The 25,187-nt window shown below is 67.3% G+C and carries 25 protein-coding genes; 17 read left to right on the top strand and 8 right to left on the bottom strand.

Features of this window, described 5'->3' with window-relative positions; translation table 11 throughout:
* A partial coding sequence (locus tag AB0H61_RS36145; RefSeq protein WP_357312645.1) for a hypothetical protein occupies positions 1-266 on the bottom strand: 266 nt, incomplete at its 3' end.
* 175 nt (positions 267-441) lie between these two features.
* Here AB0H61_RS36145 and AB0H61_RS36150 point away from each other — a divergent pair.
* The 4 genes from AB0H61_RS36150 to AB0H61_RS36165 all read left to right on the top strand — a co-directional run bounded on the left by AB0H61_RS36150 (position 442) and on the right by AB0H61_RS36165 (position 4,586).
* Complete coding sequence (locus AB0H61_RS36150) at positions 442-1,212, top strand: NUDIX hydrolase (protein WP_357312733.1); 771 nt, start codon at positions 442-444, stop codon at positions 1,210-1,212.
* 53 nt (positions 1,213-1,265) lie between these two features.
* Positions 1,266-2,042 carry an enoyl-CoA hydratase-related protein gene (locus AB0H61_RS36155; protein WP_357312648.1) on the top strand — a complete coding sequence of 259 codons (777 nt, stop codon included), beginning with the start codon at positions 1,266-1,268 and terminating at the stop codon, positions 2,040-2,042.
* 283 nt (positions 2,043-2,325) lie between these two features.
* Positions 2,326-3,345 carry a methyltransferase domain-containing protein gene (locus tag AB0H61_RS36160; RefSeq protein WP_357312651.1) on the top strand — a complete coding sequence of 340 codons (1,020 nt, stop codon included), beginning with the start codon at positions 2,326-2,328 and terminating at the stop codon, positions 3,343-3,345.
* Complete coding sequence (locus AB0H61_RS36165) at positions 3,345-4,586, top strand: class I SAM-dependent methyltransferase (protein ID WP_357312653.1); 1,242 nt, start codon at positions 3,345-3,347, stop codon at positions 4,584-4,586. The genes AB0H61_RS36160 and AB0H61_RS36165 overlap by 1 nt, the downstream gene beginning before the upstream one ends.
* 118 nt (positions 4,587-4,704) lie before the next feature.
* On the opposite strand, the gene AB0H61_RS36170 is transcribed toward AB0H61_RS36165, so the two are convergent.
* Complete coding sequence (locus tag AB0H61_RS36170; protein WP_357312656.1) at positions 4,705-5,244, bottom strand: DUF1697 domain-containing protein; 540 nt, start codon at positions 5,242-5,244, stop codon at positions 4,705-4,707.
* 76 nt (positions 5,245-5,320) lie between these two features.
* On the bottom strand, positions 5,321-6,655 hold the full coding sequence (locus AB0H61_RS36175; protein WP_357312658.1) for a PQQ-binding-like beta-propeller repeat protein: 1,335 nt from the start codon (positions 6,653-6,655) through the stop codon (positions 5,321-5,323).
* A 320-nt stretch (positions 6,656-6,975) separates the two neighbouring features.
* Here AB0H61_RS36175 and AB0H61_RS36180 point away from each other — a divergent pair, with 320 nt between their 5' ends.
* Positions 6,976-7,725 carry an acyltransferase gene (locus AB0H61_RS36180; protein ID WP_357312661.1) on the top strand — a complete coding sequence of 250 codons (750 nt, stop codon included), beginning with the start codon at positions 6,976-6,978 and terminating at the stop codon, positions 7,723-7,725.
* Between the two features lie 116 nt (positions 7,726-7,841).
* Here the strand turns inward: AB0H61_RS36180 and AB0H61_RS36185 are convergent, their stop codons facing one another.
* From AB0H61_RS36185 to AB0H61_RS36195, 3 genes are read right to left on the bottom strand one after another with little or no spacing between them, the layout of a single operon-like run.
* A complete protein-coding gene (locus AB0H61_RS36185) occupies positions 7,842-9,104 on the bottom strand; it encodes a glycosyltransferase family 4 protein (protein ID WP_357312664.1) in 1,263 nt (420 codons plus the stop codon).
* Positions 9,101-10,759, bottom strand: coding sequence for a glycoside hydrolase family 57 protein (locus AB0H61_RS36190; protein WP_357312667.1), 1,659 nt, complete (start codon positions 10,757-10,759; stop codon positions 9,101-9,103). Before AB0H61_RS36190 ends, AB0H61_RS36185 begins: the two co-directional genes overlap by 4 nt.
* The gene (locus tag AB0H61_RS36195) at positions 10,756-11,568 is read right to left on the bottom strand and encodes a class I SAM-dependent methyltransferase (protein ID WP_357312670.1); all 813 of its coding nucleotides are present in this window, start codon (positions 11,566-11,568) and stop codon (positions 10,756-10,758) included. The genes AB0H61_RS36190 and AB0H61_RS36195 overlap by 4 nt, the downstream gene beginning before the upstream one ends.
* 189 nt (positions 11,569-11,757) lie before the next feature.
* On the opposite strand from AB0H61_RS36195, the gene AB0H61_RS36200 reads away from it, so the two are divergent.
* The 8 genes from AB0H61_RS36200 to AB0H61_RS36235 all read left to right on the top strand — a co-directional run bounded on the left by AB0H61_RS36200 (position 11,758) and on the right by AB0H61_RS36235 (position 18,767).
* Positions 11,758-12,543, top strand: a complete 786-nt coding sequence (locus AB0H61_RS36200; RefSeq protein WP_357312673.1) for an electron transfer flavoprotein subunit beta/FixA family protein — start codon at positions 11,758-11,760, stop codon at positions 12,541-12,543.
* A 35-nt stretch (positions 12,544-12,578) separates the two neighbouring features.
* Complete coding sequence (locus AB0H61_RS36205) at positions 12,579-13,535, top strand: electron transfer flavoprotein subunit alpha/FixB family protein (protein WP_357312676.1); 957 nt, start codon at positions 12,579-12,581, stop codon at positions 13,533-13,535.
* A gap of 346 nt (positions 13,536-13,881) precedes the next feature.
* Entirely contained in the window at positions 13,882-14,394 is a 513-nt protein-coding gene (locus AB0H61_RS36210) for a DUF4365 domain-containing protein (RefSeq protein ID WP_357312678.1), read from the top strand.
* A complete protein-coding gene (locus AB0H61_RS36215; RefSeq protein WP_357312681.1) occupies positions 14,373-14,957 on the top strand; it encodes a hypothetical protein in 585 nt (194 codons plus the stop codon). Before AB0H61_RS36210 ends, AB0H61_RS36215 begins: the two co-directional genes overlap by 22 nt.
* A 135-nt stretch (positions 14,958-15,092) precedes the next feature.
* Positions 15,093-16,154 (top strand): 2-oxoglutarate and iron-dependent oxygenase domain-containing protein, encoded by a 1,062-nt coding sequence (locus tag AB0H61_RS36220; protein WP_357312684.1) that lies wholly within the window; start codon positions 15,093-15,095, stop codon positions 16,152-16,154.
* Positions 16,155-16,222: 68 nt separating this feature from the next.
* Positions 16,223-16,705, top strand: coding sequence for a MarR family transcriptional regulator (locus AB0H61_RS36225; protein WP_357312686.1), 483 nt, complete (start codon positions 16,223-16,225; stop codon positions 16,703-16,705).
* A 110-nt stretch (positions 16,706-16,815) separates the two neighbouring features.
* Entirely contained in the window at positions 16,816-17,808 is a 993-nt protein-coding gene (locus AB0H61_RS36230) for an aldo/keto reductase (RefSeq protein WP_357312689.1), read from the top strand.
* 44 nt (positions 17,809-17,852) lie between these two features.
* Positions 17,853-18,767, top strand: a complete 915-nt coding sequence (locus tag AB0H61_RS36235) for an LLM class flavin-dependent oxidoreductase (RefSeq protein ID WP_357312690.1) — start codon at positions 17,853-17,855, stop codon at positions 18,765-18,767.
* Here AB0H61_RS36235 and AB0H61_RS36240 read toward each other — a convergent pair.
* The gene (locus tag AB0H61_RS36240) at positions 18,764-19,621 is read right to left on the bottom strand and encodes a LysR family transcriptional regulator (RefSeq protein WP_357312736.1); all 858 of its coding nucleotides are present in this window, start codon (positions 19,619-19,621) and stop codon (positions 18,764-18,766) included. The two genes, AB0H61_RS36235 and AB0H61_RS36240, sit on opposite strands and share 4 nt — an antisense overlap.
* Positions 19,622-19,733: 112 nt before the next feature.
* Here AB0H61_RS36240 and AB0H61_RS36245 point away from each other — a divergent pair, with 112 nt between their 5' ends.
* The 4 genes from AB0H61_RS36245 to AB0H61_RS36260 all read left to right on the top strand — a co-directional run bounded on the left by AB0H61_RS36245 (position 19,734) and on the right by AB0H61_RS36260 (position 24,131).
* The gene (locus tag AB0H61_RS36245) at positions 19,734-21,005 is read left to right on the top strand and encodes an NAD(P)/FAD-dependent oxidoreductase (protein WP_357312693.1); all 1,272 of its coding nucleotides are present in this window, start codon (positions 19,734-19,736) and stop codon (positions 21,003-21,005) included.
* A 255-nt stretch (positions 21,006-21,260) separates the two neighbouring features.
* Positions 21,261-22,088, top strand: coding sequence for a GNAT family N-acyltransferase (locus AB0H61_RS36250; RefSeq protein WP_357312695.1), 828 nt, complete (start codon positions 21,261-21,263; stop codon positions 22,086-22,088).
* A 5-nt stretch (positions 22,089-22,093) separates the two neighbouring features.
* The gene (locus tag AB0H61_RS36255) at positions 22,094-23,263 is read left to right on the top strand and encodes a lysophospholipid acyltransferase family protein (RefSeq protein ID WP_357312698.1); all 1,170 of its coding nucleotides are present in this window, start codon (positions 22,094-22,096) and stop codon (positions 23,261-23,263) included.
* Between the two features lie 334 nt (positions 23,264-23,597).
* Positions 23,598-24,131 (top strand): hypothetical protein, encoded by a 534-nt coding sequence (locus tag AB0H61_RS36260; protein ID WP_357312700.1) that lies wholly within the window; start codon positions 23,598-23,600, stop codon positions 24,129-24,131.
* Between the two features lie 169 nt (positions 24,132-24,300).
* On the opposite strand, the gene AB0H61_RS36265 is transcribed toward AB0H61_RS36260, so the two are convergent.
* Positions 24,301-25,086 (bottom strand): alpha/beta hydrolase, encoded by a 786-nt coding sequence (locus tag AB0H61_RS36265; protein WP_357312702.1) that lies wholly within the window; start codon positions 25,084-25,086, stop codon positions 24,301-24,303.
* Positions 25,087-25,187 lie beyond the last annotated feature (101 nt).

Raw genomic sequence — 25,187 nt, forward strand, 5'->3', positions numbered from 1 at the left:
CGACGGTGTAGGCGTGAGCAGTGCGGTGAGTGGGCGTGCGTGCCGCGCGCGGCGGTGTAGGCGTGAGGATTGCTTGCGACGGTGTAGGCGTGAGCAGTGCGGTGAGTGGGCGTGCGTGCCGCGCGCGGCGGTGTAGGCGTGAGGATTGCTTGCGACGGTGTAGGCGTGAGCACTGCGGCGATGTCGGCGTGCGTGCCGCGCGCGGCGATGTGGGCGTGAGGATTGCTTGCGGCGGCGTAGGCGTCAGCACTGCTCGCGGTAGGCATAGCCGTGCCCCCATCGACCCTCGGGGAGTGGAAGCCCGGTGCCGTAGCCGAGCCACCGGGCGAGAGGCGGGGCGGCGCGCCCACACCAAGCGGGCGCTAGGGTGCAAGGGTGAGTGAGACAGAATCGCAGGCTGACTCCCAGCCGGTGCCGTCGGTCAAGGATGCCTCGACGGTGATGCTGGTCCGCGACGGCGACACCGGGCCCGAGGTGTTCCTGCAGCGCCGGGTAGGCGCGATGGCATTTGCCGCAGGTATGACCGTATTCCCCGGTGGCGGCGTCGACCCGTCCGACGGCACCGCCGACATCGAATGGGCGGGACCCGAGCCCGCCTGGTGGGCCGAGCGATTCGCGACCACCGAGCCGCGGGCCAAGGCGCTGGTCTGCGCGGCCGTGCGCGAGACATTCGAAGAGTGCGGGGTACTGCTGGCGGGTCCGACGGCGGATACCGTTGTCTCCGATACCGCCGGATATCGCGACGCCCGCGGCAGATTGGAGCGCCGCGAACTCTCGCTGGCCGCGTTCCTTGCCGAGGAAAAGCTGGTGCTGCGCGCGGATCTGCTGCGGCCGTGGGCGAATTGGATCACCCCGGTGATCGAACCGCGCCGTTACGACACTCGGTTCTTCGTCGCCGTGCTGCCCGTGGGGCAACTGGCCGACGGCGCCACCTCCGAGGCCGACCACGTGCAGTGGCGCACCCCGTCCGATGCCCTGGACCGCTGGCGCGCGGGCACCGACATCCTGCTGCCGCCCACCTGGTCGCAGCTCGACGCGCTCGGCCGATTCGCCGATACCGCGGAGATTCTCGCCGCCGAGCCGGTTATCGACCCGATCATGCCGGAGCTCACCGAGGTGGACGGCCGGCATGTGCTCTCCTTCCCGGACAACACGCGCTACTTCGCCGAGCTCCCGGACCAGAGCAGGCTCAAGGGTGCTGCCCGCAACTGAGCCGATGGGTCGGGATGCCGGGGTTGCGGCCGGTGCGCGGTAGCGTGCGTGTCATGGCCGAATTCGTGACCCTGGAGCCGGCGGACGGCGACGCCGCGCGTGGCGTGGCCGCCCTGCGGATCGCCCGCCCGCCCATGAATCTGCTCGATGTGCAGTTGGCGGGTGAGGTGGCAGCGGCCGCCGCGACCGTGGCCGCCGATCCCGGTATCGCGGCCCTGATCGTCTACGGCGACGAGCGGGTGTTCTCGGCGGGTGACGATCTCGCCGAGCTGGCTCGGCTGAGCCCGGAGCAGGCCGGCGCCATGGCCGCCGACGTGCAGGCCGCGCTCGGCTGTCTGGCCAAGGTGCCGCAGCCGACGGTCGCGGCGATCAGCGGTTACTGTCTGGGCGGCGGCCTCGAGCTGGCCCTCGGCGCTGATCGCCGGATTATCGGCGACAATGTCAAACTCGGCCTCCCGCAGATCAAATCCGGGCTCATCCCGCTCGCGGGAATCCGTCGGCTCTCGCTGTTGATCGGTCCGGGCCCCGCCAAAGATCTCGTCTACACCGGCCGCTTCGTCGAACCGGACGAAGCGCTGAAGCTCGGTCTCGTGGACGAGGTCGTCGCACCCGACGACGTCTACAACGCCGCGCTGCGCTGGGCCCGCCGATTCACCGACGGCCCGGCTCGCGCGCTGGCCGCCGCCAAGGCGGTCTTCGAGGCGGGCCCGCACGGCCTCGACCGCGCCCGCACCGAATGGGCCCACCTGTTCACTACCGAAGACCGCCGCATCGGGACCGAGTCCGCCCTCGCCGACGGTCCCGGTTCGGCAGCCTTCACGGGTCGCTAGCCGGCCGGTGTGCACCGTGCGGGACTATCGGATACAGGTACCGCCGGAGATCCAATACTGGAACGCGTTCTATCGGAAGGGGCGGTGCCCGCGATGGGAATGCCACCGCTCGGTCGAATATTCGCTCTGCCCGACGTAACCGCGTATTTCGCGGGGACATGTGTAACTCGCCGGGGACAGCCAGAACTGTTTGCGCACCTGACAGTGGGCCCGGTATCTGACTCGAGTTGAACTGACGACCGGCAAGAAACGCGGAGAGGTGGACAGGCTAGGCTTGCCGACCATGACGGTCCACCCCGACGACCCCGCGCCGAACCCGCACGCCACCGAGGCCGAGGTCGAAGCCGCGCTCAAGGATACGAAGCTCGCCCAGGTCCTCTACCACGACTGGGAGGCCGAGACCTACGACGACAAATGGTCCATCTCCTATGACGAGCGCTGTATCGAATACGCCCGCGGACGGTTCGACGCCGCGGTCGGCCCCGCGCCGCTGCCGTACGACAAGGCCCTCGAACTCGGCTGTGGCACCGGCTTCTTCCTGCTGAACCTGATGCAGGGCGGTATCGCCAAATCAGGTTCGGTCACCGATCTGTCGCCGGGCATGGTCAAGGTGGCACTGCGCAACGCCCAGAACCTCGGTCTCGATGTCGACGGGCGGGTCGCCGACGCCGAAACCATTCCGTACGACGACGACACCTTCGATCTGGTCGTCGGCCACGCCGTGCTACACCACATCCCCGATGTGGAACTGGCGCTGAAGGAATGCCTGCGGGTGCTGAAGCCGGGCGGGCGCTTCGTATTCGCCGGCGAGCCGACCACCGTCGGCAACTTCTACGCGCGCTGGCTCGGCCGCATCACCTGGAAGGCCACCACCACGGTCACCAAGCTGCCGGCGCTGGCCGGTTGGCGGCGGCCGCAGGAGGAACTCGACGAGTCCTCGCGCGCCGCGGCGCTGGAGGCGGTCGTGGACCTGCACACCTTCGACCCCAGGGATCTGGAGTCGATGGCGCGTTCGGCCGGTGCGGTCGATGTCCAGGCCACCACCGAGGAGTTCGCGGCCGCCCTGTGGGGTTGGCCGGTGCGTACCTTCGAGGCCGCCGTGCCCGCGGACAAGCTCACCATGGGTTACCGCATGGCGATGTACCGCGCATGGCTCGGCCTGAGCTGGGTGGACGAGAACGTGATGCGTCGCGTGGTGCCGCGCCAGTTCTTCTACAACGCCATGATCACCGGTGTTAAACCCAGGGGGATGGAAGTCGGCGAAGCCGACGGGGCGGGTGAACCCAGCGCTGCTGGTAAGTAGTGGGGTACGGCTTCAGCCGGGAGGACGTCGCCTTCCTCGGCAGCGCGTCGGGAGCCGCCGCGCTCGCCGAGGTGGAACGGCTGGAGCTCACCCCGGCGACGCATCTGCGTGATCTGGAGCGCGTGCGTCGCGAATACGCCGGATTCGCGGCGGCCCTCATCGAAACCGTGCGCCTGCGACGCAAGGCAGGCGCAAAACTCCGCGACGCGGGGGCGTGGCTGTTCACCGATGACGCGCTACAGCAGGCGACGCCGACGCTGGTGGCCCGGCATCGGGCAGGGCGGCTGGCCGGTCGCTCGGTGCACGACGTGACCTGTTCCATCGGTGCGGAGCTGGCCGAACTCGCCCGGGTCTGCCCGGCGGTGCTCGGCAGCGATTTGGACGATGTGCGCCTGGCGATCGCCGCGCACAATCTCGCGGCGCTGCGGTATGTGCCCGCTGCGGCGAGCAGTCCGCTCCCATCCACCGCGACACCCCGAAATGTGCTGCTGGCCAGGGCGGATGCATTACGGCCGGTCAGTGTCGGCACCGTCGTCATCGCCGATCCGGCACGTCGCGCCGACGGCCGCCGCACCCACGATCCGGCCAAACTGCAACCCCCGCTGCCGGATCTGCTCACCGCCTACGCCGGACGCGATATCGCCGTGAAATGTGCTCCCGGACTGGATTTCGGCCGCCTGGACTGGTCCGGCGAAATCGAGGTGGTCTCGCTGGACGGTGTGGTCCGTGAGGCATGTCTGTGGTCGCCGGGACTCACGGATCCTGGCGTCACCCGTCGTGCGACCGTCCTCTCGGCCTCCGGCCCGGCCTACGAACTCTCCGACGCCGAATCCGACGAGATTCCCGAACGAGGTCCCGGTGCCTGGATCATCGACCCCGACGGTGCGGTCGTCCGTGCCGGCCTGGTCCGTCACTACGCCGCGAAATACGGCCTGTGGCAGCTGGATCCGAATATCGCCTACCTCACCGGCGATCGCGTCCCGGACGGCATGCGCGGCTTCCGCATCGTCGACCGTCTCGAACTGCGCGAGAAGACCTTGCGTCAGGAGCTCGCGCGGCGCGACTGCGGCGCGTTGGAGATCTTGGTCCGCGGTGTCGACGTCGACCCCGATGCCCTGCGCAAACGGCTCAAACTCCGTGGCGCTCAGCCGTATACGCTGGTGATCACGCGGATCGGCCGCACCGCCGCCGTATTCCTGTGCACGGCGCATCGCTCGATCGGCGATCTCGCGGGCGTTTAGTTCACGGGCGGAAATTCGCGCCGCGGCCATTCACTTCGCCGCGATCGCATGTCGAGGACAGTCCGAGACGCGGCCGGTGCTGTGTCGGGGCCCACGCGTTCGATTCGGCGGCGCCCCGCTAGGTTTCCAACTTCTTGACGATGCGCTGCACGGTGAGCCAGGTGCGGGTGGTGATGTCCTTGCCGTAGGTCTTGTCCAGCCACGCCATGAAGTCGGTGGTCTTCGGATTGCTGTTATCGATGACGGTCAGGAATGCGCGGGCGTCGGCGTCATAGCCGATGACGCGGGTCAGTTCGTCGACCGAGTCGGGAGGTTCCACCGTCGGCTTCGGATCCTTGAAGAACGTCACCGTCAGGTAGGAACCGCGCTCATGTGTCAGCCCCTCGAACGGGTCGCGATCGACCAGTGCGCGCAGCTCCTCATAGCTGCGCAGGATGGTCCCGCCGGGAATGCCCAGCTCGCGATTGAGCGCCCGCTGGATGCGATCCTCCAACTCCACCGCGTCGGTGTCCGCGCACCGGAACACCAGATTGCCGCTGGACAGCAGCGTCGCCACCCGTTCGAATCCGAGCCCCTCGAACACCCCGCGCAGCTTCTCGTTGCGCATATTCGGGTTGGTCGGCATGATCCCGCGCAGCAGTGCCGCGTACCTGTTCATGCGCCGACGGTACCGAATGCCACCGACACCCCGGGGTAACGCGCCAGAGTGCGCCGATGGGCCGGGCTCGTGGGTACTACTTCTCCGGTTTGAAGGCGAATACCTCGCCGATGCGCGTGGCGAGAATGACGTCGCCCTCGGCGCCGATGGAGGTGCCGGTGGTGGTGCCCTTGGCGCCGGGGAGGACGTCGGAGTCGATGGTGGCGCCGGTCTCGGTATCGAAGGTGATGAGATTGAGGCCGTCACCGATGGCGGCGGCGGTGTAGCCGGTATCGCCCCCCGTTTGGACCGGGCTGCCACGCAGCGCGAGATCCTTGCGTTCCCAGACGAGTTCGGGGGCGTCGCCGGTGTCGCGCAGGGCCAGCAGGTAGCCCTCATCGCCCGCGGGGATGATCAGCCCGCCCGCGGAGACGGAAATGCCGCCGCGTGGGGCGAATTCGAGGGGCTGCACCCACTTGGTGTGCCCGTTGGTGGCGTCTATCGCGATCAGGCGGTTGGTGTTGTCACCGACATATACGGTGCCGCCGTCGGCGGAGAGGGTGGGGCTGGTGCCGCTGCCCTCGGTCAGCATGTCGGCGCTCCACTCCTGCTCGACCCGGTTGTCGTGGTAGCGCAGCGCCACCAGCGCCGAGGTGGGCTTACCGGGCCGCCACAGCGTGAGGAAGAAACGGCCGGACTTCGTGTCGACGGCGGAGATATTGGCGACCGCGCACTGCGGGCCGCCGGTCGAGCAGTCGTCCAGTCCTTGTCCCGCGGCCGGGCGGGTGAGATCCGGGTACTCGAGGTAGTCGGGCTCGCCGAGCAGCTGCACGGTGGAGACCTCGCGATGCCCGGTCTGCCGGTCCAGCACGTCGACCTGACCGGTCTGGGTCACCGTCAGCAGCTTCCCGTCACCGGTGAACTGCATCGAAACCGGAACCCCGGCAACCGGAGTGCGCCAGCGCGGCTGCCCGAGGTAATTGAAGGCATTCACCGCACCGTCGTCGCCGACGTAGACATTGGTCGCGGCGTCGACCACCGAGGGTGACGAGATCGCGTTGGGGCCCAGCTGATTGCAGAAGCGCTTACGACCGGTGAGCATCTGGAACGACAGGATGGCGCAACCGCTCGGGGTGCGGGTGGTGAGGAACAACTGCCCCTCGGGACCGATCGTCACCGGCTTCTCGATCGGGCCGCCGACCGGACGCGACCAGTTCAGCGCCACCTTCCGCGATCCGGTCACCGAGGTGGCGCCGCCATTGCGGCCGTCGTGGTACGCGGCGGGCCAGCCCTTGCCCGCGCCGACGGTGATGTCGTCGACATCGGTGCCGCATCCGCTCACCGCGACCGCGCCGATGGCGGCCAGCGCGGCCATCGCACGCATCCGGAATCGCGGCTGTGTGGATACGGGCCGCACGCTGCCGGTTCGCACCTGATGTTCTCCCCTCGGGTCGATGGCCGCTCGCAAGACTACTGTGTCTTATTGGCGGTGCCTGCGGCACCGCGTGTTCGCGGCCTGTATGTCTCGCGTCCGCGTGGTCGAGACTCGCGCCTGCGGCGCATGCGCTTCGACCACGCGGACGCGAGACGGCCGCGAACGGGTCGCTGGTAAGACTCGCTCCGTGCGGGGTGGGATGTGCTCGGACGGTAGGGCATGCCCGCGACCCTGCCGGGTGCGGTGCAAAAGTACTCTGTGTACCCAATGACAGACCCCTCGGGTGCGGGCCCGGGGAACACGACGGGAGACGGTTCGTGACGAGCATGTGGGGCGCACCGTTGCGCTCGCGGTGGCGGGGTTCGCGTCGCCGGGATCCGCAGCAGGCGCGATTTCTGACGGTGGCTTCGCTGCGCTGGGTGCTCGCTAATCGCGCGTACACGCCGTGGTACCTGGTCCGCTACTACCGGCTGTTCAAGTTCAAGGCGGCCAACCCGCACATCGTGCTGCGCGGCATGGTGTTCCTCGGCAAACGTGTCGAGATCCACGCGACGCCCGAGCTGGGCCGGATGGAGATCGGGCGCTGGGTGCATATCGGCGACGGCAACGCCATCCGCTGCCACGAGGGTTCACTGCGCATCGGCGACAAGGTGGTCTTCGGCAAGGACAACGTCGTCAACACCTATCTCGATATCGAGATCGGTGAATCCACCCTGGTCGCCGACTGGTGCTACATCTGCGATTTCGACCACCGGATGGATGACATCAATATGCCGATCAAGGATCAGGGCATCGTGAAGAGCCCGGTCCGCATCGGCCCCGATACCTGGATCGCCGCCAAGGTCACGGTGCTGCGCGAGACCCGGGTCGGCCGCGGTTGCGTCCTCGGCGCACACGCCGTCGTCAAGGGCGAGATTCCCGACTACAGCATCGCCGTCGGCGCCCCCGCCAAGGTGGTCAAGAACCGCAAGGTGGATTGGGAAGCCGGCGCCGAGGACCGCGCGAAATATGTCGCCGCACTGGAAGACATCGAACGCAAGAAGAACGGCGTCACCCAGCAGGCCTGACCGGCCCGCACCGCGCGGGTTCTCGACCGGACACGGCGTGTGCGGCTTACCGATTCGCGCGCGGCCTCGCAACGGCCGATTCCGTGGGCGGGGCCGCGCCGGGCGGCCCGCCATGCCTACGCCGGCTGGTTCGGATCGCGTTCGGGGAGGGGGCGTTCCACGATGGTGGGTCGGCCGAGTGGGTTGCGGACCCGTCGTTTGGCGGCCGAATAGACGAGCGCGGTTTCGGCGGCCACGACGTCCCAGGCGAAATCGGCGGTGAGCCGTTCGCGGGCGGCGTAGGCACGGTCCTGGGTGGCGGCCGGGTCGTCCAGGGTGGCTCGGACGGCGTCGACGAGGCCGTCGACGTCAGCGGGTTCGAAGGAGGCGCCGGTGACGCCGTCGATCACGGCTTCGCCGAGACCGCCCGCCGTGGAAGTGATCAGCGGGGTGCCCGCCGCGGCGGCCTCCAGCGCCACGATGCCGAAGGGCTCGTAGCGGCTGGGCAGCACGATGGCATCGGCGCCGTGCAGCCAGCCGAGCAGTTCACTGTGATCGAGCTGCCCCGCGAAGGTGACCGCGCGCGCGACGCGGTGCACGCGGGCGCGTTCGCGCAGCCATTCGAACTGGGTGCCGATACCGGCGATGGTGAGCGTGGTGCCGGGGTGCGCGCGGCGGATGCGCGGTAGCGCGGCGATCGCGTCCTGGACGCCCTTCTCGTATTCCAGTCGTCCGACGTAGAGCAGCCGGGGTGGGCCGGAGCGCGGCGCGCGTGGCCGGAAGGTCCAGGCGCCGACGTCGATGCCGTTGCGGATCACCGTCATCGGGATCCGCTCGGGCCCGTACAGCCGCTCCACTTCCTCGCGCATGGAGGCCGAGCAGGTGATGAGCGCGTCGGATTCGTTGGCGAGCCACCATTCGACGGAGTGCACCTGCTTGTTGACCTTGCCTGCGACCCAGCCGCTGTGCCGCCCCGCCTCGGTCGCGTGGATGGTCGAGACCAGCGGCACGTCGTAATACTCGGCCAGCGCGATGCCCGGGTGCGCGACCAGCCAGTCGTGCGCATGCACCACGTCGGGCGTCCAGCCGTCACCGATGCCCGGCTTGCCCAGCGCGACCCCCGCCCGCACCATCGCGTGGCCCATGGCCAGGGTCCAGGCGAGCATGTCCTCGCCGAAGTCGAAGCACGGCGGATCCTCCGCGACCGCGACGACCAGCACCCCCTCGGCGATGAAGGAGTGGGTGGGGTGGGTCGAGGAGTCGGTGCCGGAGGGGCGGCGCGAAAGCACGACCACCTCATGGCCTGCGGCGGCCAATTCGGTAGCCAGGTGATGTACGTGCCGGCCCAGCCCGCCGACGACCACCGGCGGGTACTCCCACGACACCATCAAAATCTTCATTCGGGTCTTTCTCGAGCAGGGCCTTCTGAGGCGGATCCTGATTCCGCGATCGAGGCGGGCGCCGCGGGGACGCCCGAGTCGGCAGTGCTGTCTTCCGAACCGACAGCGGTGGCCTGTTCCGGCGCGGCGGCGGCGTGCCCTGCCCCGAGTCGTCTCGCGTCCAAACCGGGGAAGAGCCCGTCAGCCCTACCCCATCCTGCCGCCAACTGCTGTGCTTTGGCGACTTGGCCCGCGCCGACGGCGGCGGCGATCTCCCGCACCGCATGCGCGTGCTGATGCGCGCGCTCCCTGGCGTACCCCGCTGCCGAGTCCTTACTGACCATGAAGGCCCAGTCGCTGGAGACGGTCAGGATGGCTTGGCGCAGTAGTTGATCCGCGACCGGATCGCGCAGCGCGAGCGAATCGGTGTCCGCCGCCCGCATCTTGTCGACCGTGTCGAGTGCCAGCCGGACGATCTCGTCATTGAGGTCCACCAGATCACGGACCTGATCCCCGGCCCAGACCCGCCAGTCCTTGCCGGAGCCCCACGACGAGTCGGCCAATTGCACCGGCGCGCCGACGAATCCGCGTTCCCTGGCGTCGGCCAGGGTACCGATGGTGACACCGGCCTCGGGCAGCGCACGCAGCACCTGGGCGAGCCACTGCGGACCCTCGTGCCACCAGTGCCCGAAGAGTTCGGTGTCGAATGCCGCCACTACCAATGCCGGACGGCCGATGCGCGCGGATTCCGCGATGAGGCGTTCGCGCACGGTCTGCACGAAGTCGTCGACGTCGCGCGCCACGGCCGTGGCCGCCAACTCGGGGTCGTAGGGCGCCTTATCCGGCCCGGCCACCGTTTTGCCGGTGACGCGGGACGGTTTGAGACCGGTCGCATGATCATAGTGATGAAAGTCACGGTACGCGGCGTGCCCGGGATAGCCGGATTTGGGGGACCACACCCGGTAGCTCACATGCAGATCGCGTCCGAACGCGACCACATCCGACTCCCGGACCGGTCGCCCGAGGCTGCTGTCGCCGCGCAGGGCGGGACCATCGACCATGAAATGCGTCACACCGGCGGCGGCGTATCCGGCCTCCATGCCCGGCGTATAACCGCATTCCGGCGCCCAGATGCCGCGGGGCGTATGCCCCCAGCGGTGCCGCGCGTCGGCCAGGCCCTCGGCCAGCTGGTATGCGCGTAGCCGCGGATCGAGCAGTGGCTGGAACGGGTGCGCCAGCGGCCCGCCGAGCAGCTCGATCGCCTCGGCGTCGATCAGTTGACGCCAGACCGGCGCGGCGCCGTGCCGCCAGTTGCGCTCGAAATCGGCGAGCGCGGCGGTGGCCAGTCGATGCTCGTGGCGGCCCAGTGCGACGTTGCCCGCCATGGCCGCCTCGTCGGCGCGCAGCTGCCAGTTGCCGAGCCAGTGATGCATACCCGCCAGGCAGTGCGGATCGTCCAGCTGGGCCGCGAGCACCGGCGTGATGCCGAGGCTCAGCATATGTGAACGGCCTTCCGCGGCAAGGGTTCTCAGCACCTCGACCACGGGCAGATAGGATGCCGCCCAGGACTGGTACAACCATTCCTCGCCGACCGGCCAGCGGCCGTGGTTGGCCAGCCACGGCAGGTGGGAGTGCAGGACCAGGGTGAACTGGCCCGGAACTTCGTTTCCGCTCAAGGCTTCACCGCGATGGCAACCAGGTCGAGGCTCGCATCGATCTCCTCGGTGATCAGGTCGAAATCGTCGATGGTGACGGCGGCGACGTCGGCGGTCAGCTCGGCGGGCCACGGTTGCCCGGCCAGGGCACGCTCGATCTGCGCATCGATGAACGATCCACCGTGCTTGGCGTCCAACGCCTTCAGGCTCGCGCCGTGGTGCAAGCCGGTCATGAGTGATACCTCGAAACCTGCCTCGACCAGCAGTTCGGTCAGCTCGGCCGCATTCAGCTCGCGGGTGTGGAACGGGTTGAGTGGAGTGTCGCGGCCGGGTGAGAAGGTAATCCGGTTCGGCGTGCTGATCAGCAGCTCGCCGCCGGGACGCAGCACCCGCAGGCATTCCCGGAGGAATTGGCCCTGATCCCAAAGGTGTTCGATCACTTGGAAGTTCACCACGACGTCGACCGAGTTATCGTCCAGTGGCAGGTCGGCGAGGTTGCCCTGGATCATCTCGACCCGCGGGTAGCGCGCGCGGACGTGCGCGACCGCGCTCGCGTCGTAGTCGAGGCCGATCACGGTGGCGGCCACGTCGGCGATCATGTTGGCGCCGTAGCCTTCGCCGGAACCGGCCTCCAGCACGGTCTTTCCGGTGCATCGGTCGAGCAGCCGGGCGTAGGCGATTTCGTGCCGGCGGAACCAGTAGTTCTCCTCGGCGATGCCGGGGACGGTGCGCTCGCCGGTCAGTGGCAGCGGGTCGACGTCGCTCCGGGTTCCCGCAGTTATGACCGTCGGGTCGCCCACTGCGGCAGGGATCACAGCCTCGCTCATCATTCCGACGTTACTGGTAGGGCCCGCGCACAATATCGCCCGGACCGGTCTTATGCGGCCAGAGCGCGTAAGTTACCCACGGGTAACTTAGCGTAGGGTAGTGTCACGCCCGAGCTACTTCACAAGGACGTACGGCCCAGCTCGTGCGACCACCAGATACACGCCCCCAGAACAGGAGGTCGACGAAGACCGATGCCGAACATCGTCGTACTCATCAAGCAGGTTCCTGACACCTGGTCCGAGCGCAAGCTGACCGACGGTGACTTCACCCTCGACCGCGAGGCCGCCGACGCCGTCCTCGACGAGATCAACGAGCGTGCCGTCGAAGAGGCCCTGCTGATCAAGGAGGCCCAGGGCGGCGAGGTCACCGTGCTGGCCGCCGGTCCGGACCGCGCCACCGAGGCCATTCGCAAGGCGCTGTCCATGGGCGCCGACAAGGCCATCCACATCAACGACCCGGCGATCCACGGCTCCGACGCCGTGCAGACCGCGTGGGTGCTCGCCTCCGCTCTCGGCCAGGTCGAGGGTGTCGAGCTGGTCATCGCCGGTAACGAGGCCACCGACGGCCGCGCCGGTGCGGTCCCCGCGATCATCGCCGAGTACCTGGGCCTGCCGCAGCTGACCCACCTGCGCAAGCTGACCGTCGACGGCGAGAAGATCACCGGCGAGCGCGAGACCGACGAAGGTGTCTTCAAGCTGGAGGCCACCCTCCCGGCCATCGTCTCGGTGACCGAGAAGATCAACGAGCCGCGCTTCCCGTCCTTCAAGGGCATCATGGCCGCGAAGAAGAAGGAAGTGCAGACCCTCACGCTGGCCGACCTGGGTGTCGACCCGTCGACCGTGGGTGTCGGCAACGCGGGCACCGCGGTCACCGCCGCGACCCCGAAGCCCCCGCGCACCGCGGGCGAGAAGATCGCGGACGAGGGCGACGGCGGCACCAAGATCGCCCAGTACCTCATCGGCCAGAAGATCATCTGATCACGCCGTCCGAGACTGCTTAGGAGAGAACACAAATGGCAGAAGTACTTGTGCTCGTCGAGCACGCCGACGGTGCGATCAAGAAGGTCAGCACCGAACTGCTCACCGCCGCCACCGCGCTGGGTGAACCGGCCGCCGTCGTGCTCGGCCCGGCCGGCACCGGCGAGAAGCTGGCCGACGCGCTGACCGCCGCCGGCGCCGCGAAGATCTACATCGCCGAGTCCGACGATGTCGAGGGTTACCTGGTGACCCCGAAGGTCGACGTGCTGGCCGGTCTGGTCGAGTCGGTCTCCCCGGCCGCCGTGCTCGTCGCCGCCACCGCCGAGGGCAAGGAGGTGTCGGGCCGCCTCGCCGCGCGCATCGGCTCCGGCCTGCTCGTCGATGTCATCGACATCAAGTCCGACGGCACCGTCGTGCACTCCATCTTCGGTGGAGCCTTCACGGTGGACGCCAAGGCCACCGGCGATGTGCCGGTGATCTCGGTGCGCCCGGGCGCCGTCGAGGCCACGGCCCCGGCGGGCGCGGGCGAGAAGGTGACCGTCGAGGTCCCGGCTCAGGAAGAGGGCGTCGTCAAGGTGACCGCTCGCGAGCCGATCGTCGGTGGCGATCGTCCGGAGCTCACCGAGGCGGGCATCGTCGTCTCCGGTGGTCGCGGTGTCGGTTCCGCCGACAACTTCGCGGTCGTCGAGGCGCTGGCCGACTCGCTGGGTGCCGCTGTCGGCGCCTCGCGTGCCGCCGTCGACTCGGGCTACTACCCGGGTCAGTTCCAGGTCGGTCAGACCGGTAAGACGGTCTCCCCGCAGCTGTACATCGCCCTCGGCATCTCCGGCGCCATCCAGCACCGCGCCGGCATGCAGACCTCGAAGACCATCGTCGCGGTCAACAAGGACGAAGAGGCCCCGATCTTCGAGATCGCGGACTACGGCATCGTGGGCGACCTGTTCAACGTCGCCCCGCAGCTGACCGAGGCCGTGAAGACCCACAAGGGCTGACACGTCCCGCAGTACACGAACGGCCCCGGGTTCCGACCCGGGGCCGTTCGCGTTTCCGGGTACGGGCACGGTGGCCCCGACTGGAAGCAGTCGGGGCCACCCTTCGTTAGTAGGTGATCGACTGTCTCCGGGTGCCACGGGTGGGGGAAGGACGTCCGTTTGTAAGGCGAGGTCGAGTTTGCTCGGAAGGCCTTCTCCGCATCCAAATGGCAGGGCCGACAGCGATACTGAGCTAGTGTGATGCGGGCGCTGACGTGTTGCGGGTTCTGGGGCAATGGGAGGGGTTGCGTGACCGAAGTCGAAGACAGCGGCAGCTTTCGAATGGAGTCGGCTCCGATGACTCGGGATGGCGGCCTACCGATCACCGCTCGACAGGAACAGTTCAGCCTTGCTTTGTGCGCTGATCGCCGCCGCGGCCGGTTGCTCGATCAAGAGCCACGAGACGGACTACGACGGAGTCGACATCACGATCGTGGCGTCGACGGAGTACGCGAAGTACTACTGCCCAGAATTCGAAATGCAGCTCAAGTGCACGACACAACACCGACTGCTGAGTACCAGCCACCTGGCATGGCCGCTGGAGCGTGACCGGTTCCTCGAGTTGGTGAGCCCCCAGCGGTTCACCCCTGCGGTACTCGGCGTGCTGCTCATACCTGAGAACCCTGACCAGCTACTCGACCTTTCTGAAGAGGGTCTGACCAGTTCGAGTCGCATGTACTGGGAGCGTGCAGCCAACCTGGGTGAGATCGAGGATGATAAAGCCACGGCAGCTTCGTATTCACTGTCGTTACCCGGCTTGGAGATGCCCCGCTGCCACATGGGGACGGATCGGCGGCGGTGCCTTTTTCGCGCAAGGTAATGACAACGCTGGCAACGGGTCTGCAGTCGACCCGGCAGCTAGCACTCAATTGGGACGAGCGTGCGCTCGACCGCGCCGGGCAGTTGGGTCTGAGCGCCAGTTTGGTGGAGTCCGTGCTGGATCTGACTCAGCCGGAAGCGTTGCGTGCACTAGATCTATCGTTCGATTGGGCCGCCGCCGAGCCGCCGCCTCGCGTGGACATCTCACGAATCGTCGTCGATCGCGATGCGATGGCAGGTTTGCCCCGGGTACGGGAGCGTTTGGTCCGGCGAGAGGAGCCACCGCGCCATGTGACCCTGCTTGGAACGGTGCGCACGCTCAATCGGGACGACCTCGGCGACGAGGACCAGGAAGCTACCAGCACCGTGTTGTCTACGCATGTGGACGGACGTCCACGAAAAGTACATATTCCGCTAGCTGGCAGCGACTACGACTGGGCGATCCGCGCGCACCGAGGTAAGCAACCAATTGTCGTATCCGGGGATCTGATATTCGAACGCGGCGCTTGGCGGCTAACCGGAACGATCGGTGTTGCCCCGAGCTTCCTGGACCGCACAATCTGACATCGACTTGTGAGCTGCGGCAGGGGCGGGTGACGTCCGCGCGGCGTCGCGATGGCGCGTTCGATACGTAGCATTGATCTCGGATATGCGACCCGTTCGGGGCCACGGCCCGCTCGCGTAAAGGGAGCTACCGTCATGAGTTCAGCGCACGCCGTCGACGGCATCCTCGAGGTTCCGGTCATCGACATCTCGGCATTCCGTGACGGCGACGCCGCGGACCGGGCCCGGGTCGCCGCCGCGGTCGACCGCGCGGCCACCGAGGTCGGTTTCATGCAGATCGTCGGGCACGGAATACCGGAGTCGGTCCGGACCGGTTTGGCAGCGGCCAGCGATGCCTTCTTCGGCCTGCCGATGGAGCGGAAGCTGGCGTGCGTCCCCGCGGCGCCGGGCGTCAACCGCGGCTATACCGCGCCAAGGACCGAGCGGCTCAGTCACAGCCTCGGCGTCTACTCACCCGACGATCTCTTCGAGGCCTTCAATATCGGGACCCAGGCCACCGATTTCCCGGAAGTCGTACTGCCGCAGCAGTATTACCCGGCGAACCTGTGGCCGGAAGGTCAGGATCCGGTGCGGGCGCAGATCTCGGCCTGGTTCACCCATGCCGGTGCCGTCGCCCGCACGATGACCCGCATCTTCGCGGTCGCGCTCGGCCTGCCGGAGGAGTACTTCACCCCGTTCGAGGGCCACACCATAGATGTGCTCCGGATGAACAACTATCAGCTGCCGCCGGCGGATGCGGCGATCGAATCCGGTCAGCTCGGTATGGGCGCGCATACCGACTACGGCATCGTCACCATTCTGTGGGCGGATGCGGTGCGCGGCTTGCAGATTCTGGATACCGACGGTGTCTGGCACGACGTGATTCCGGTGCCGGGCGCGCTGCTCGTCAATCTCGGTGATCTGCTGGCGCGCTGGACCAATGACCGCTGGATCTCGACCCTGCACCGGGTTCTCCCACCTGTCGACGCGCAGGGCAGCCTGTACCGCCGCCGGTCGGCCGCGTACTTCCACGACGGCAACTTCGACGCGGTCATCGAGACACTGCCGGGCTGCGTCACCGCGGATCGCCCCGCGCACTACCCGCCGATCACGGTGGCCGAGCATCTGACCCAGAAGCTCGCGGGTTCACGCGGGCTGGAGTTGAATGCGGATGCCGAGCGCGAGGCCGCCCGGTTGCGCGCGGCGGTAACACAATAGATCTCGGGTGTTGCTTCGGGTAGTTCGTCCCGCGAATTATCGGAAGTATCGAATGTTACCCTGGCCGAGTGGGTAAGCATGAAGATGGCCAGATCGGGGTGGTGGCCGGGTTGGTGCGGTCCACCTTCCTGGTGAATGCGGTATACGCCGAATCCGCACAGGAGTACGGCATCACCCAGCAGCAGGGCCAGTTGCTGTGCGTGCTGATGGCGCAGTCGTATGGCATGAGCGAACTGGGCGCGATACTCCGATTGGCCAAGTCGAGCCTGACCGGCCTGGTGGATCGCACCGAGCGAAACGGCCTGGTCCAGCGCAAACCGGACCCGCAGGACTCGCGTGCCGTGCGGGTGGCGCTCACTCGGCGGGGCCGCGAGATCGCGGAGGAGTTCTATGCCGAGACCTGCCTGCGGATCGAGAATCTGACGTCGGGACTCGCCGCCGCGGAACGTGACGCGCTCGCCGATCTACTCGGCCGCGTCGTGCTGGACAACAAGGTTCCCGCGGTCTTCATGGAGCCCGATGAGGGTGCGCCCGTCGATCGGAAACGCTGAGAGCGCGCTGTCGCAGGTCGGCCCCGAGATTTGCAGTTCGTGGCACGAACTAATATAGTTCGTGCCACGAACTCAATTACTCGTCGGCACCGCCTGAAGGGTTTGCAAGCATGGAGTACACCCACCTCGGCCGTAGCGGCCTGTCCGTCTCCCGGCTGGTACTCGGCACCATGAACTTCGGTCCGGAAACCTCCGAAGGGGATAGTCACGCGATCATGGACCGTGCGCACGAGCACGGCATCAACTTCTTCGACACGGCCGACGTATACGGTGCGAAGCCGGGCGAGGGTGTCACCGAGAACATCATCGGCCGCTGGTTCGCCACCGGGGGCCGCAAGCGCGAGAAGACCGTGCTGGCCACCAAGCTCTATCTCCCGACGGGCGACTGGCCCAACGAAAATCGCCTGTCCGCGTTGCATATTCGTCGCGCCTGCGATGCGTCGCTACGGCGACTGCGGACCGACTACATCGACCTGTACCAGATGCACCACATCGACCGGAATACGCCGTGGGAGGAGATCTGGGAGGCATTCGGTGTCCTTCGTCAGCAGGGGAAGGTGCTTTATTTCGGCTCGTCCAACTTCGCCGGCTGGCATATCGCGCAGGCGCAGGAAGCCGCGCGAGCGCGGCACTTCCTCGGGCTGGTCACCGAACAATCGATCTACAACCTGCTGAATCGCTGGATCGAACTGGAAGTGCTGCCCGCCGCCCGGCACTACGGGCTGGGCGTGATCCCCTGGTCGCCGCTGCACGGCGGAGTTCTGAGCGGCGTCCTGCGTAAGCAGGGTGCGGGCGGCGCCTCCCGCGGCGACTCGGGACGCTCGGCAGACACGCTCGACCGGCGCCGGGAAACCATTGCGGCCTATGAGAAGTTGTGTGCCGATCTCGGCGAGGATCCGGCCCACGTCGGACTGGCGTGGCTGCTCGCGCAGGAGGGCGTGACCGGGCCGATTATCGGGCCACGGACGGTCGAGCAACTCGACGGCTCGCTGCGCGCGCTCGCGATCACGCTCGGCGACGACACGCTGGCCCGGCTGGACGAACTCTTCCCGCCGCCCGCGCCGAACGGGGCCAAGCCCGCGCCCGAGGCGTACGCCTGGTGATCCCGGCCCAAGTAACAGATTCCACTCGAAGGAAAGGCCGCACATTGTCCACATCGGAAGTTGTCTTCGGATTCGGCGCGCACAGCGATATCGATCACGGGCCGGAGCTGCTGCGCATGGCCCAGCAGGCCGACCGCGACGGTCTCGACATCTTCTCGCTGTCGGACCATCCCTACCTCGGCCAGCGCTTGGACGCCTACGCGGCCCTCGGCTTCATTCTCGGTCGTACCCAGCACATTTCGGGCTTCGCCAATGTCACCAACCTGCCGACCCGGCCCGCTCCCATGCTGGCGCGGACGGTGACCTCGCTGTCGGCGCTGTCCGGCGGTCGCGTCGTACTCGGCATGGGCGCGGGTGGGTTGTGGGATCGGATCGCCGCCATGGGGGTGTCGCCACTGTCACCGGCCGCCGCCGTCGACGCCTTCGAGGAGGCGATCGTTCTGGTGAAAATGCTGTCGGGCGGCGGACCGCGGGTCACCTTCCATGGCCGCTACTACCGGGTGGACGGGATCGAGCCGGCTCCAGTGGCCGCGCCACCCGTGTGGACCGGATCGGTCGGCCCGAAATCCCTGGCCGCGACCGGTCGGGTGGCCGACGGCTGGATCCCGGGCCACGCGGCGGACTGGCGCAGCGAGCGCTACCGGACGTCGCGGCCGATCATCGACGACGCGGCGGCGGCCGTGGGTCGCGATCCTCGCGAGGTCCGCACGATCTTCAATTTCCCGGGTCGCATCACCGACCGTCCGCTGGCCGCCACGCGGGACGCCGACGGCCGCTGGATCGGCGGTTCTGTCGACCAGTGGGTCGAGGAATTGACCGGTGCGGTACTGGATTACGGTGCCTCGGGCTTCACCCTCTTCTCACCCGATGGCGGCGCGCAGGACATCGACGCCCTCGGACGCTGGGGCTCGGAGATCGCCCCGGCCGTGCGCGAAGCAATCGCGAAGGAGCGCGGTTAACTGCGGTGCAGGGTGCTGAGCAGGGTTGCCAGAATGGGGGATCGGCGAGAATCCCCACGCACCACCGCTGACACCGGGATGCGCAGGCGGTGCTCGGTGAGTTGCAGCACCACCAAACCTTCGGTGGGGCTGTCGGCATAGAGGACGGTCCAGGCGTCGGGCCGGTTGATCAGTTCCATGGTGGCGGTGTGGTCGGGCGGGATCGGTGGTCCGAAGGTCGGTCCGGTCGGCAGATCGGCGAATGCGGTGCGAATGACGGTGTGCAGCAACACCTGTTCCTGCTCGGGCGGTAGCAGCAGGGGATACGGGCTCAGCTCCGCCAGTGTCACCGACTCGCGGGTCGCGAGCGGATGTCCGCTCGTCGTGGCGATCACCAGATCCTCGATCCACAACTGTTCGACGGTGAGTCCGGGTTGATCGACGCTGCCCCGGATCAACGCCAGATCGCAGTCGCCGTCGGCCACCGCGGTGATGCGCTGACGGAAAGGTTTGATCACGAACTCGATTTCGGCGTCCGGGTGCGCTGCGCGGGCCGCGGCGATCGCGGAGAGCGAGCGGGAGGCAAAGGACATATTGGCGGCCAACCGGATTCGGTGCCCGGTGGTGCGCACCGTGGCGCGGATGGCGGATTCCAGGCTGAGCATCTGTTTAGCCAGGGGAAGTAGCCTCATGGTCGCGTCGGTCGGAACAACGGCCCTGGTCGAACGCTCGAACAGCGGGACGCCGAGGTCGCGTTCGAGTCGGGCGATCTGATGACTGATCGCCGACTGCGAGATGAAGCAGCGGGTGGCGGCCTTGCTGAAGCTCAGTTCCTCGCAGACCGCGACGAAGTATGCCAGCTGGCGAAGCTCCACAACAAGCTCCCATTCATGAATGATCCAGATAAGAGTCATATCTATTATGCGCCTGAACACCTGAAATATCTGCGTTCCGAATGACGGTTGGTAATGAGAGAAGGAGGCTGTCATGGAACACGCAGATGTGGTCATCGTCGGATCGGGATTCGGGGGGCTGGCCGCAGCCAAGCAACTGGCAAAGTCGGGAATCAACTTCGTGCTCATCTCGAGCACGCCGGAGCATCTGTTCCAGCCGTTGCTCTATCAGGTCGCGACGGGTGTGCTGGCATCGGAGGAAATCGCGCCCCCGATCAAGTCGATCTTGCGCAAGAACCGGGATGCCGATGTCCGTCTCGGCAGGGTAGTCGATATCGACCCCGACGCCGCGGTACTCACCTATGAACACGACGGCACGCGGACCCAGATCCGCTACGGCTCGCTGATCGCCGCCGCCGGCGCCTCGCAGTCGTACTTCGGTCGCGACGATTTCGCGGAGAAGACGTTCGCGCTCAAGACCATTGACGACGCCAAGACGCTGCGCGCCCAGATCGAGCGGGTCTTCGCCGAGGCCGCCGTCTCGGACGAGGAGAGCAAGCGCAGGCTGCTCAGCTTCGTGGTGGTCGGCGCGGGCGCGACCGGCGTCGAGGTCGCGGGTCAGCTGAAGGAACTGGCGAAACGGCATTACCACCAAGAGGTTTCGGTCACGCTGGTGGAGGGAGCGGGCGAGGTGTTGCCGCCCTTCGGCGGTGGGCTGTCGGAGTACGCGAAGCGGTCGCTCACCAAGGGAGGCGTCGAGGTGCTGGTCGACACCTTCGTTATCGATATCGAGCCGGGCAAGGTGACCGTCAAGGACAAGGACGGCGTGGAGCGCCGCATCGCGGCCGAGACCGTGGTCTGGTCGGCCGGTGTGCAGGCGGGTGGTTTCGCGAAGATCCTCGCCGCCGCCACCGGTTGCGAAACCGATCGGGCCGGAAGGCTTTTGATCAACCCGGACCTGACCGTCGGCGGATATGCCGACGTCTACGCGATCGGTGATATGACCTCGCTCAACGGCTACCCCGGTCAGTCGCCGGTGGCCATGCAGGAGGGCAGGCACGCCGCCGACATCATCCGGCGCAAGAAGCTGCCCGGCACCCCCTTCACCTATTGGGACAAGGGCAGCATGGCGGTTATCAGCCGGTTCAGCGCGGTGACGAAGCTCAATGAGCACATCACCTTCCGCGGCGTGATCGCCTGGTTCATATGGCTCGCGGTGCACCTGTTCTATCTGGTCGGGTTCCGCAACCGCTTCGCGGCGGTGGCCTCGTGGCTGATCGCCTTCATCGGCACCGGGCGGCCCGGATTCGACGAGGTGGAACGCGAGCCGGTGAAAGCCGCCGGGCCGGATCGACTGGCGGCCTGAGCCGAACGTCTCCGTCATCGCGCTGATGCTCTCGGGCATCAGCGCGATTCCTTTCTGCGAGACCACCGGACGTCGGTGTGCAGTGACGAAATGGTGTCCGAGCAGGGAAAAGACGCGGTTGCGACGCGTCGGCGCAAACGCGGTGCGACGGTCTGGTGAACGGTCGGTGTGATCATCATCTCGTTCACCGAACCGGCATCGAGGCGACACTTCGAGGTTGCTCCACCGCTGTCTCGGACTGGCTTCATCACGGTTATGACTATTTCGTCCGTGTTGACAGCCCCGGATCGGCCGACGGACTCAGGGGTGGAACGGTCACGGTACTCGCTGGTCGTCTCCTCCGACGCCGAGCACCGCGAGGCCGCGCAGCGGCTGCGCTACGGCGTCTTCGCCAACGAGCCCGGCTTCCAGGTCCCCGATAACGAATCCGGTCTCGACGCCGACCGATTCGACGAGCACTGCGACCACCTGCTGGTTCGCGACGACGTCGCCGAACAGTTCGTCGGCTGCTACCGCATGCTGCCGCCGGATAAGGTGCACGCCGCGGGCGGCTACTACACGGCCACCGAATTCGATCTGGCCCAACTGGATCCGGAGGGTCAGCGGATCGTCGAGATGGGCCGCGCCTGCGTGGTGCCGGATCACCGCAATGGTTCGGTGCTGACGCTGATGTGGGCGGGCATTCTGCACTACATCCAGCTCACCGGATACGAGTGGGTGATGGGCTGCGTCTCGGTGCCGATGCAGGATGCCCCGACCGACCCGGCCGGTGTGAATGTGCGCGGTGTGCGCGACATGCTGCTCGCGCGGCACGGCTCCGATCCCGAACGACGGGTGCACCCGTACAACCCGGTGGTCGTCGACGGCAAGACCTTGGACGAGCTGACCCCGCCCTCGCGGCCGAAGCTGCCGCCGCTGTTGCGCGGCTACCTGCGCCTCGGCGCCGAGATCTGCGGCGAGCCCGCACACGATCCCGACTTCGCGGTCGCCGATTTCGTCGCGCTGCTCGGCCTCGACACCGTCAACACCCGCTACCTCAACCGACTACAGGACGCGGCAGCGACTCTCGACGGGGGACGGTGAGGACCATGGTGTTCGACGCGCCGCCCGCACAGGCCGTGCACGCGTGGATGCCGTCGAGCCCTTGCGGGCCCGGCTGTATCGGGTCGATCGCTGAGGTCGGCACGGCACGGGTGCTAGCCCGTGTCCTCGGGGTGGCGGGGCTGCTGGTCAGCTTTCCGCTGCTGAACGTGGCAACCCCGCGCGGTCGGCGCGAACAACTGCAACGACGCTACGCACACGCGCTGCTCGAATGTCTCGGCATGCGGTTGCGCGTGGTCGACAACCGGGTCGCGGCGCGGTCGGTCAGCGAGCCGGTGAGCACCGACCTCGTCACTCGGATCGGCGCCGCACTGCGGCGCGACGACCGGGGCGCCGATGAGCGAGAAGAAGCGGTTCGCTTCGCACCGCCGCACACCGGAGTTCTGGTCGTCACCGGGCATATCGGCTGGACCGATGTGGTCGTGCTGGCCGCCGTGCAGCCGCTGGGCTTCGTGGCGCGCGCGGATATGGTCGATTGGCCACTGCTCGGTGGGCTGGCGAAGCTGATGCGGGTCATTCCGATCGAACGCGAACGGTTGCGGGCGCTGCCCGGCGTGGTGGCCGAATTGGCCGAGCGCCTGGCGGCGGGCCACCGGATGGCGGTTTTCCCGGAGGGCACCACCTGGTGTGGCCGCGCCTACGGCGGCATGCGGCCCGCGCTGTTCCAGGCCGCCGTCGATGCCGGAACGTACGTGCAGCCGGTGCGACTGCGGTACCTGGATCACGACGACACCCAGTGCACCGTCCCCGGTTTCGTCGGCGAGGACACCTTCGTCACCTCCGCCAAACGGGTGCTGCGTTCCCGCGGCATGGTTGCCGAGGTGGTGCTGGAACCACTGGAGCATCCGGGACTCGACCGGCGTGATCTGGCCCGCCGCTGCGAGCGTGCGGTCCGCGGTGACGCACGGTCGCGCCACGGTGTCGCGAGCGCGACGGAATGGATCGAGGCGACCGCCACTCGCGTACAGGATCCGGCGCCCGCGGATGTCGTTGTGGCCGCACCCTTGCCGCCGAACCGTCCGGGTGGATCTCCGGCGGCCGAACGCGGTATGCGCCGCCGGGCCGTGGCGTTGTTCCGCGGGCGCGGCAGGGACGCCACTGCGACGAACGCTGTGCGGCCCGAAGCCGGAGTCGCTCGGCGGGATTCGGCCGGGTAAGCGAAGCGGTCCCGCGAGGTCGAGACGACGCCGGTTCCATCGTTCTCCGTTGTGCCCCGACGTATCCTTGGGACGGCGGTGCGATCCGCTCCCATGAATTGGCGACTTCTGGTGGCGTGGTAGGCGATTCGCCGCCACCTGTTCCTGCTCCTTCGACATGCCGACCGGATGGCGGCCCTTCGAGGAGGTTCGTGGCCGTCGAGCACCTACTGCCGAGCGACGAAGCTTACGATCTCCCGGTACGGCCCGCTGTCGATTCTCGAACCATCGAAATCCGGGCGGCTACAACACAACTGACCAACACGATTTCTCGTGTGCCTGCATGGAGACGCAAATGAACAGTACGTACTCACCTGTCGCGGAGCTCAACCTGCTGAACGAGTTACAGGACAGGCTCGGCTTCGAGAATTACGCCGAGGGGTTCGGGCTGACGGACTATGGGGATATCTCCGGCCTGGTGGCGGGCTGGTCGAAGGACCCGGAGTTCACCGACCGGCTGATCCCCTTCGCGCAGGCCAACGGCTCCGGTTCGTTCTACGCGCTGTGGCGGTTCGATGACCGGACCGATCCGGCGACCCTGCCCGTGGTTGTCTTCGGAGACGAAGGTGGCCAGCACGTCGTCGCCCGACATGTACGGGAGCTGTTCCAACTCCTCGGCTTCGACTCGGAGATCAACGTCGATTGGGATGATGCCTACTTCTATCGCGAGGAGGACGAGCCGTACAGCGACGGCCACGACGAGTACGTCGCCTGGCTCGACGAGAACTTCGGCCTGACGGTGGCGGAGGATCCCGCGGCCGTCCTCGCGGCGGCGCAGGCGGAGCTGGGGCAGCGGTTCACCAGCTGGACCGAGCCCTTCCTCTCCTGATCGCCCTTCATCACGCAAAGCTCCTGTCGGTACGGGTCGTCAGCGTCCGGCCCGTGATCGAAGAAGCGGATCCCCTGAGATCTGAAGTACCACTACGACACCAAGCGGCCACCATTCGCGGCAGTTTTCGAACCCTCACGAATGGTGGCCTCGCCCGGGCATCAGCCGCTCATCGCGCGGTCAAGTGCTCCTCGAGCACCGGCAACAGCACCTTGGCGCTCACCATATGGTCCTGCCCGTCGATCACCCGGTGCGTCGAATGCGGGATGGTTTTCGCCAACTGCTCGGCCACGTGATGCAGACCCACCGGATTCTTCGCACCGACCGAAATACAGACGGGCACATCGATCTTCGCCAGCCGGTCGAGCGGCGGTACCTCCTCGGTGAGCCCGATGTCGTACCTGAGGGTCGGCGCGAGCGCCTTCATGGATTTCCAGCCGGGAAAAGCGGGCAGCAGCGCCACGAACGGCGCGGGCATCCCGATACCACGCAGGAACACCTTCAGCGCGCGGCCGTTCTGCTCGTCCGAGAGCAAGCCGGCGACCTTTTCGGCCAGTTCGCGATAGGAACGGCGTTCGGTCTCGTCGTGCACATACGGCGCGTCGTAAATCACCACTCGATCCACCTTGTCCGGCATCCGCAGCGCGGCCTCCAGCGCCAGCACCGCTCCCGACGAATGCCCGTACAGGTGGGCTTTTCCGCCGGCAGCGTCGATGATCGCCTCGATGTCCTCGAGCTCCCGCTCCACCGCGTACGGCGCGGTGTCGCCGCTGTCGCCGCGGCCACGGCGGTCGTAGTTGTAGACGGAGAATTTCGTGCCGAACACTTTGACATCACCGAGGATCGGGCGGAACTTTCGGAAGCATGTCGCTCCGGTGATATATACGAGCGCGGGCCCGGCACCGACAACGTCGTACGCCAGCCTCGTACCGTCCTTCGATACTGCGATCTCCATGGTCACCCTTCCAGTCCGGCACGGTGCGATCGCACCGCCACGGATCGGGTCGCTAGCCGTTCTCCCTACCCACCCGATCCGGATTCTCACCGATACAGACC

Origin of the sequence: Nocardia sp. NPDC050710 (genome assembly GCF_040654375.1) — a bacterium.
In the GTDB taxonomy this organism is placed as follows: domain Bacteria; phylum Actinomycetota; class Actinomycetes; order Mycobacteriales; family Mycobacteriaceae; genus Nocardia.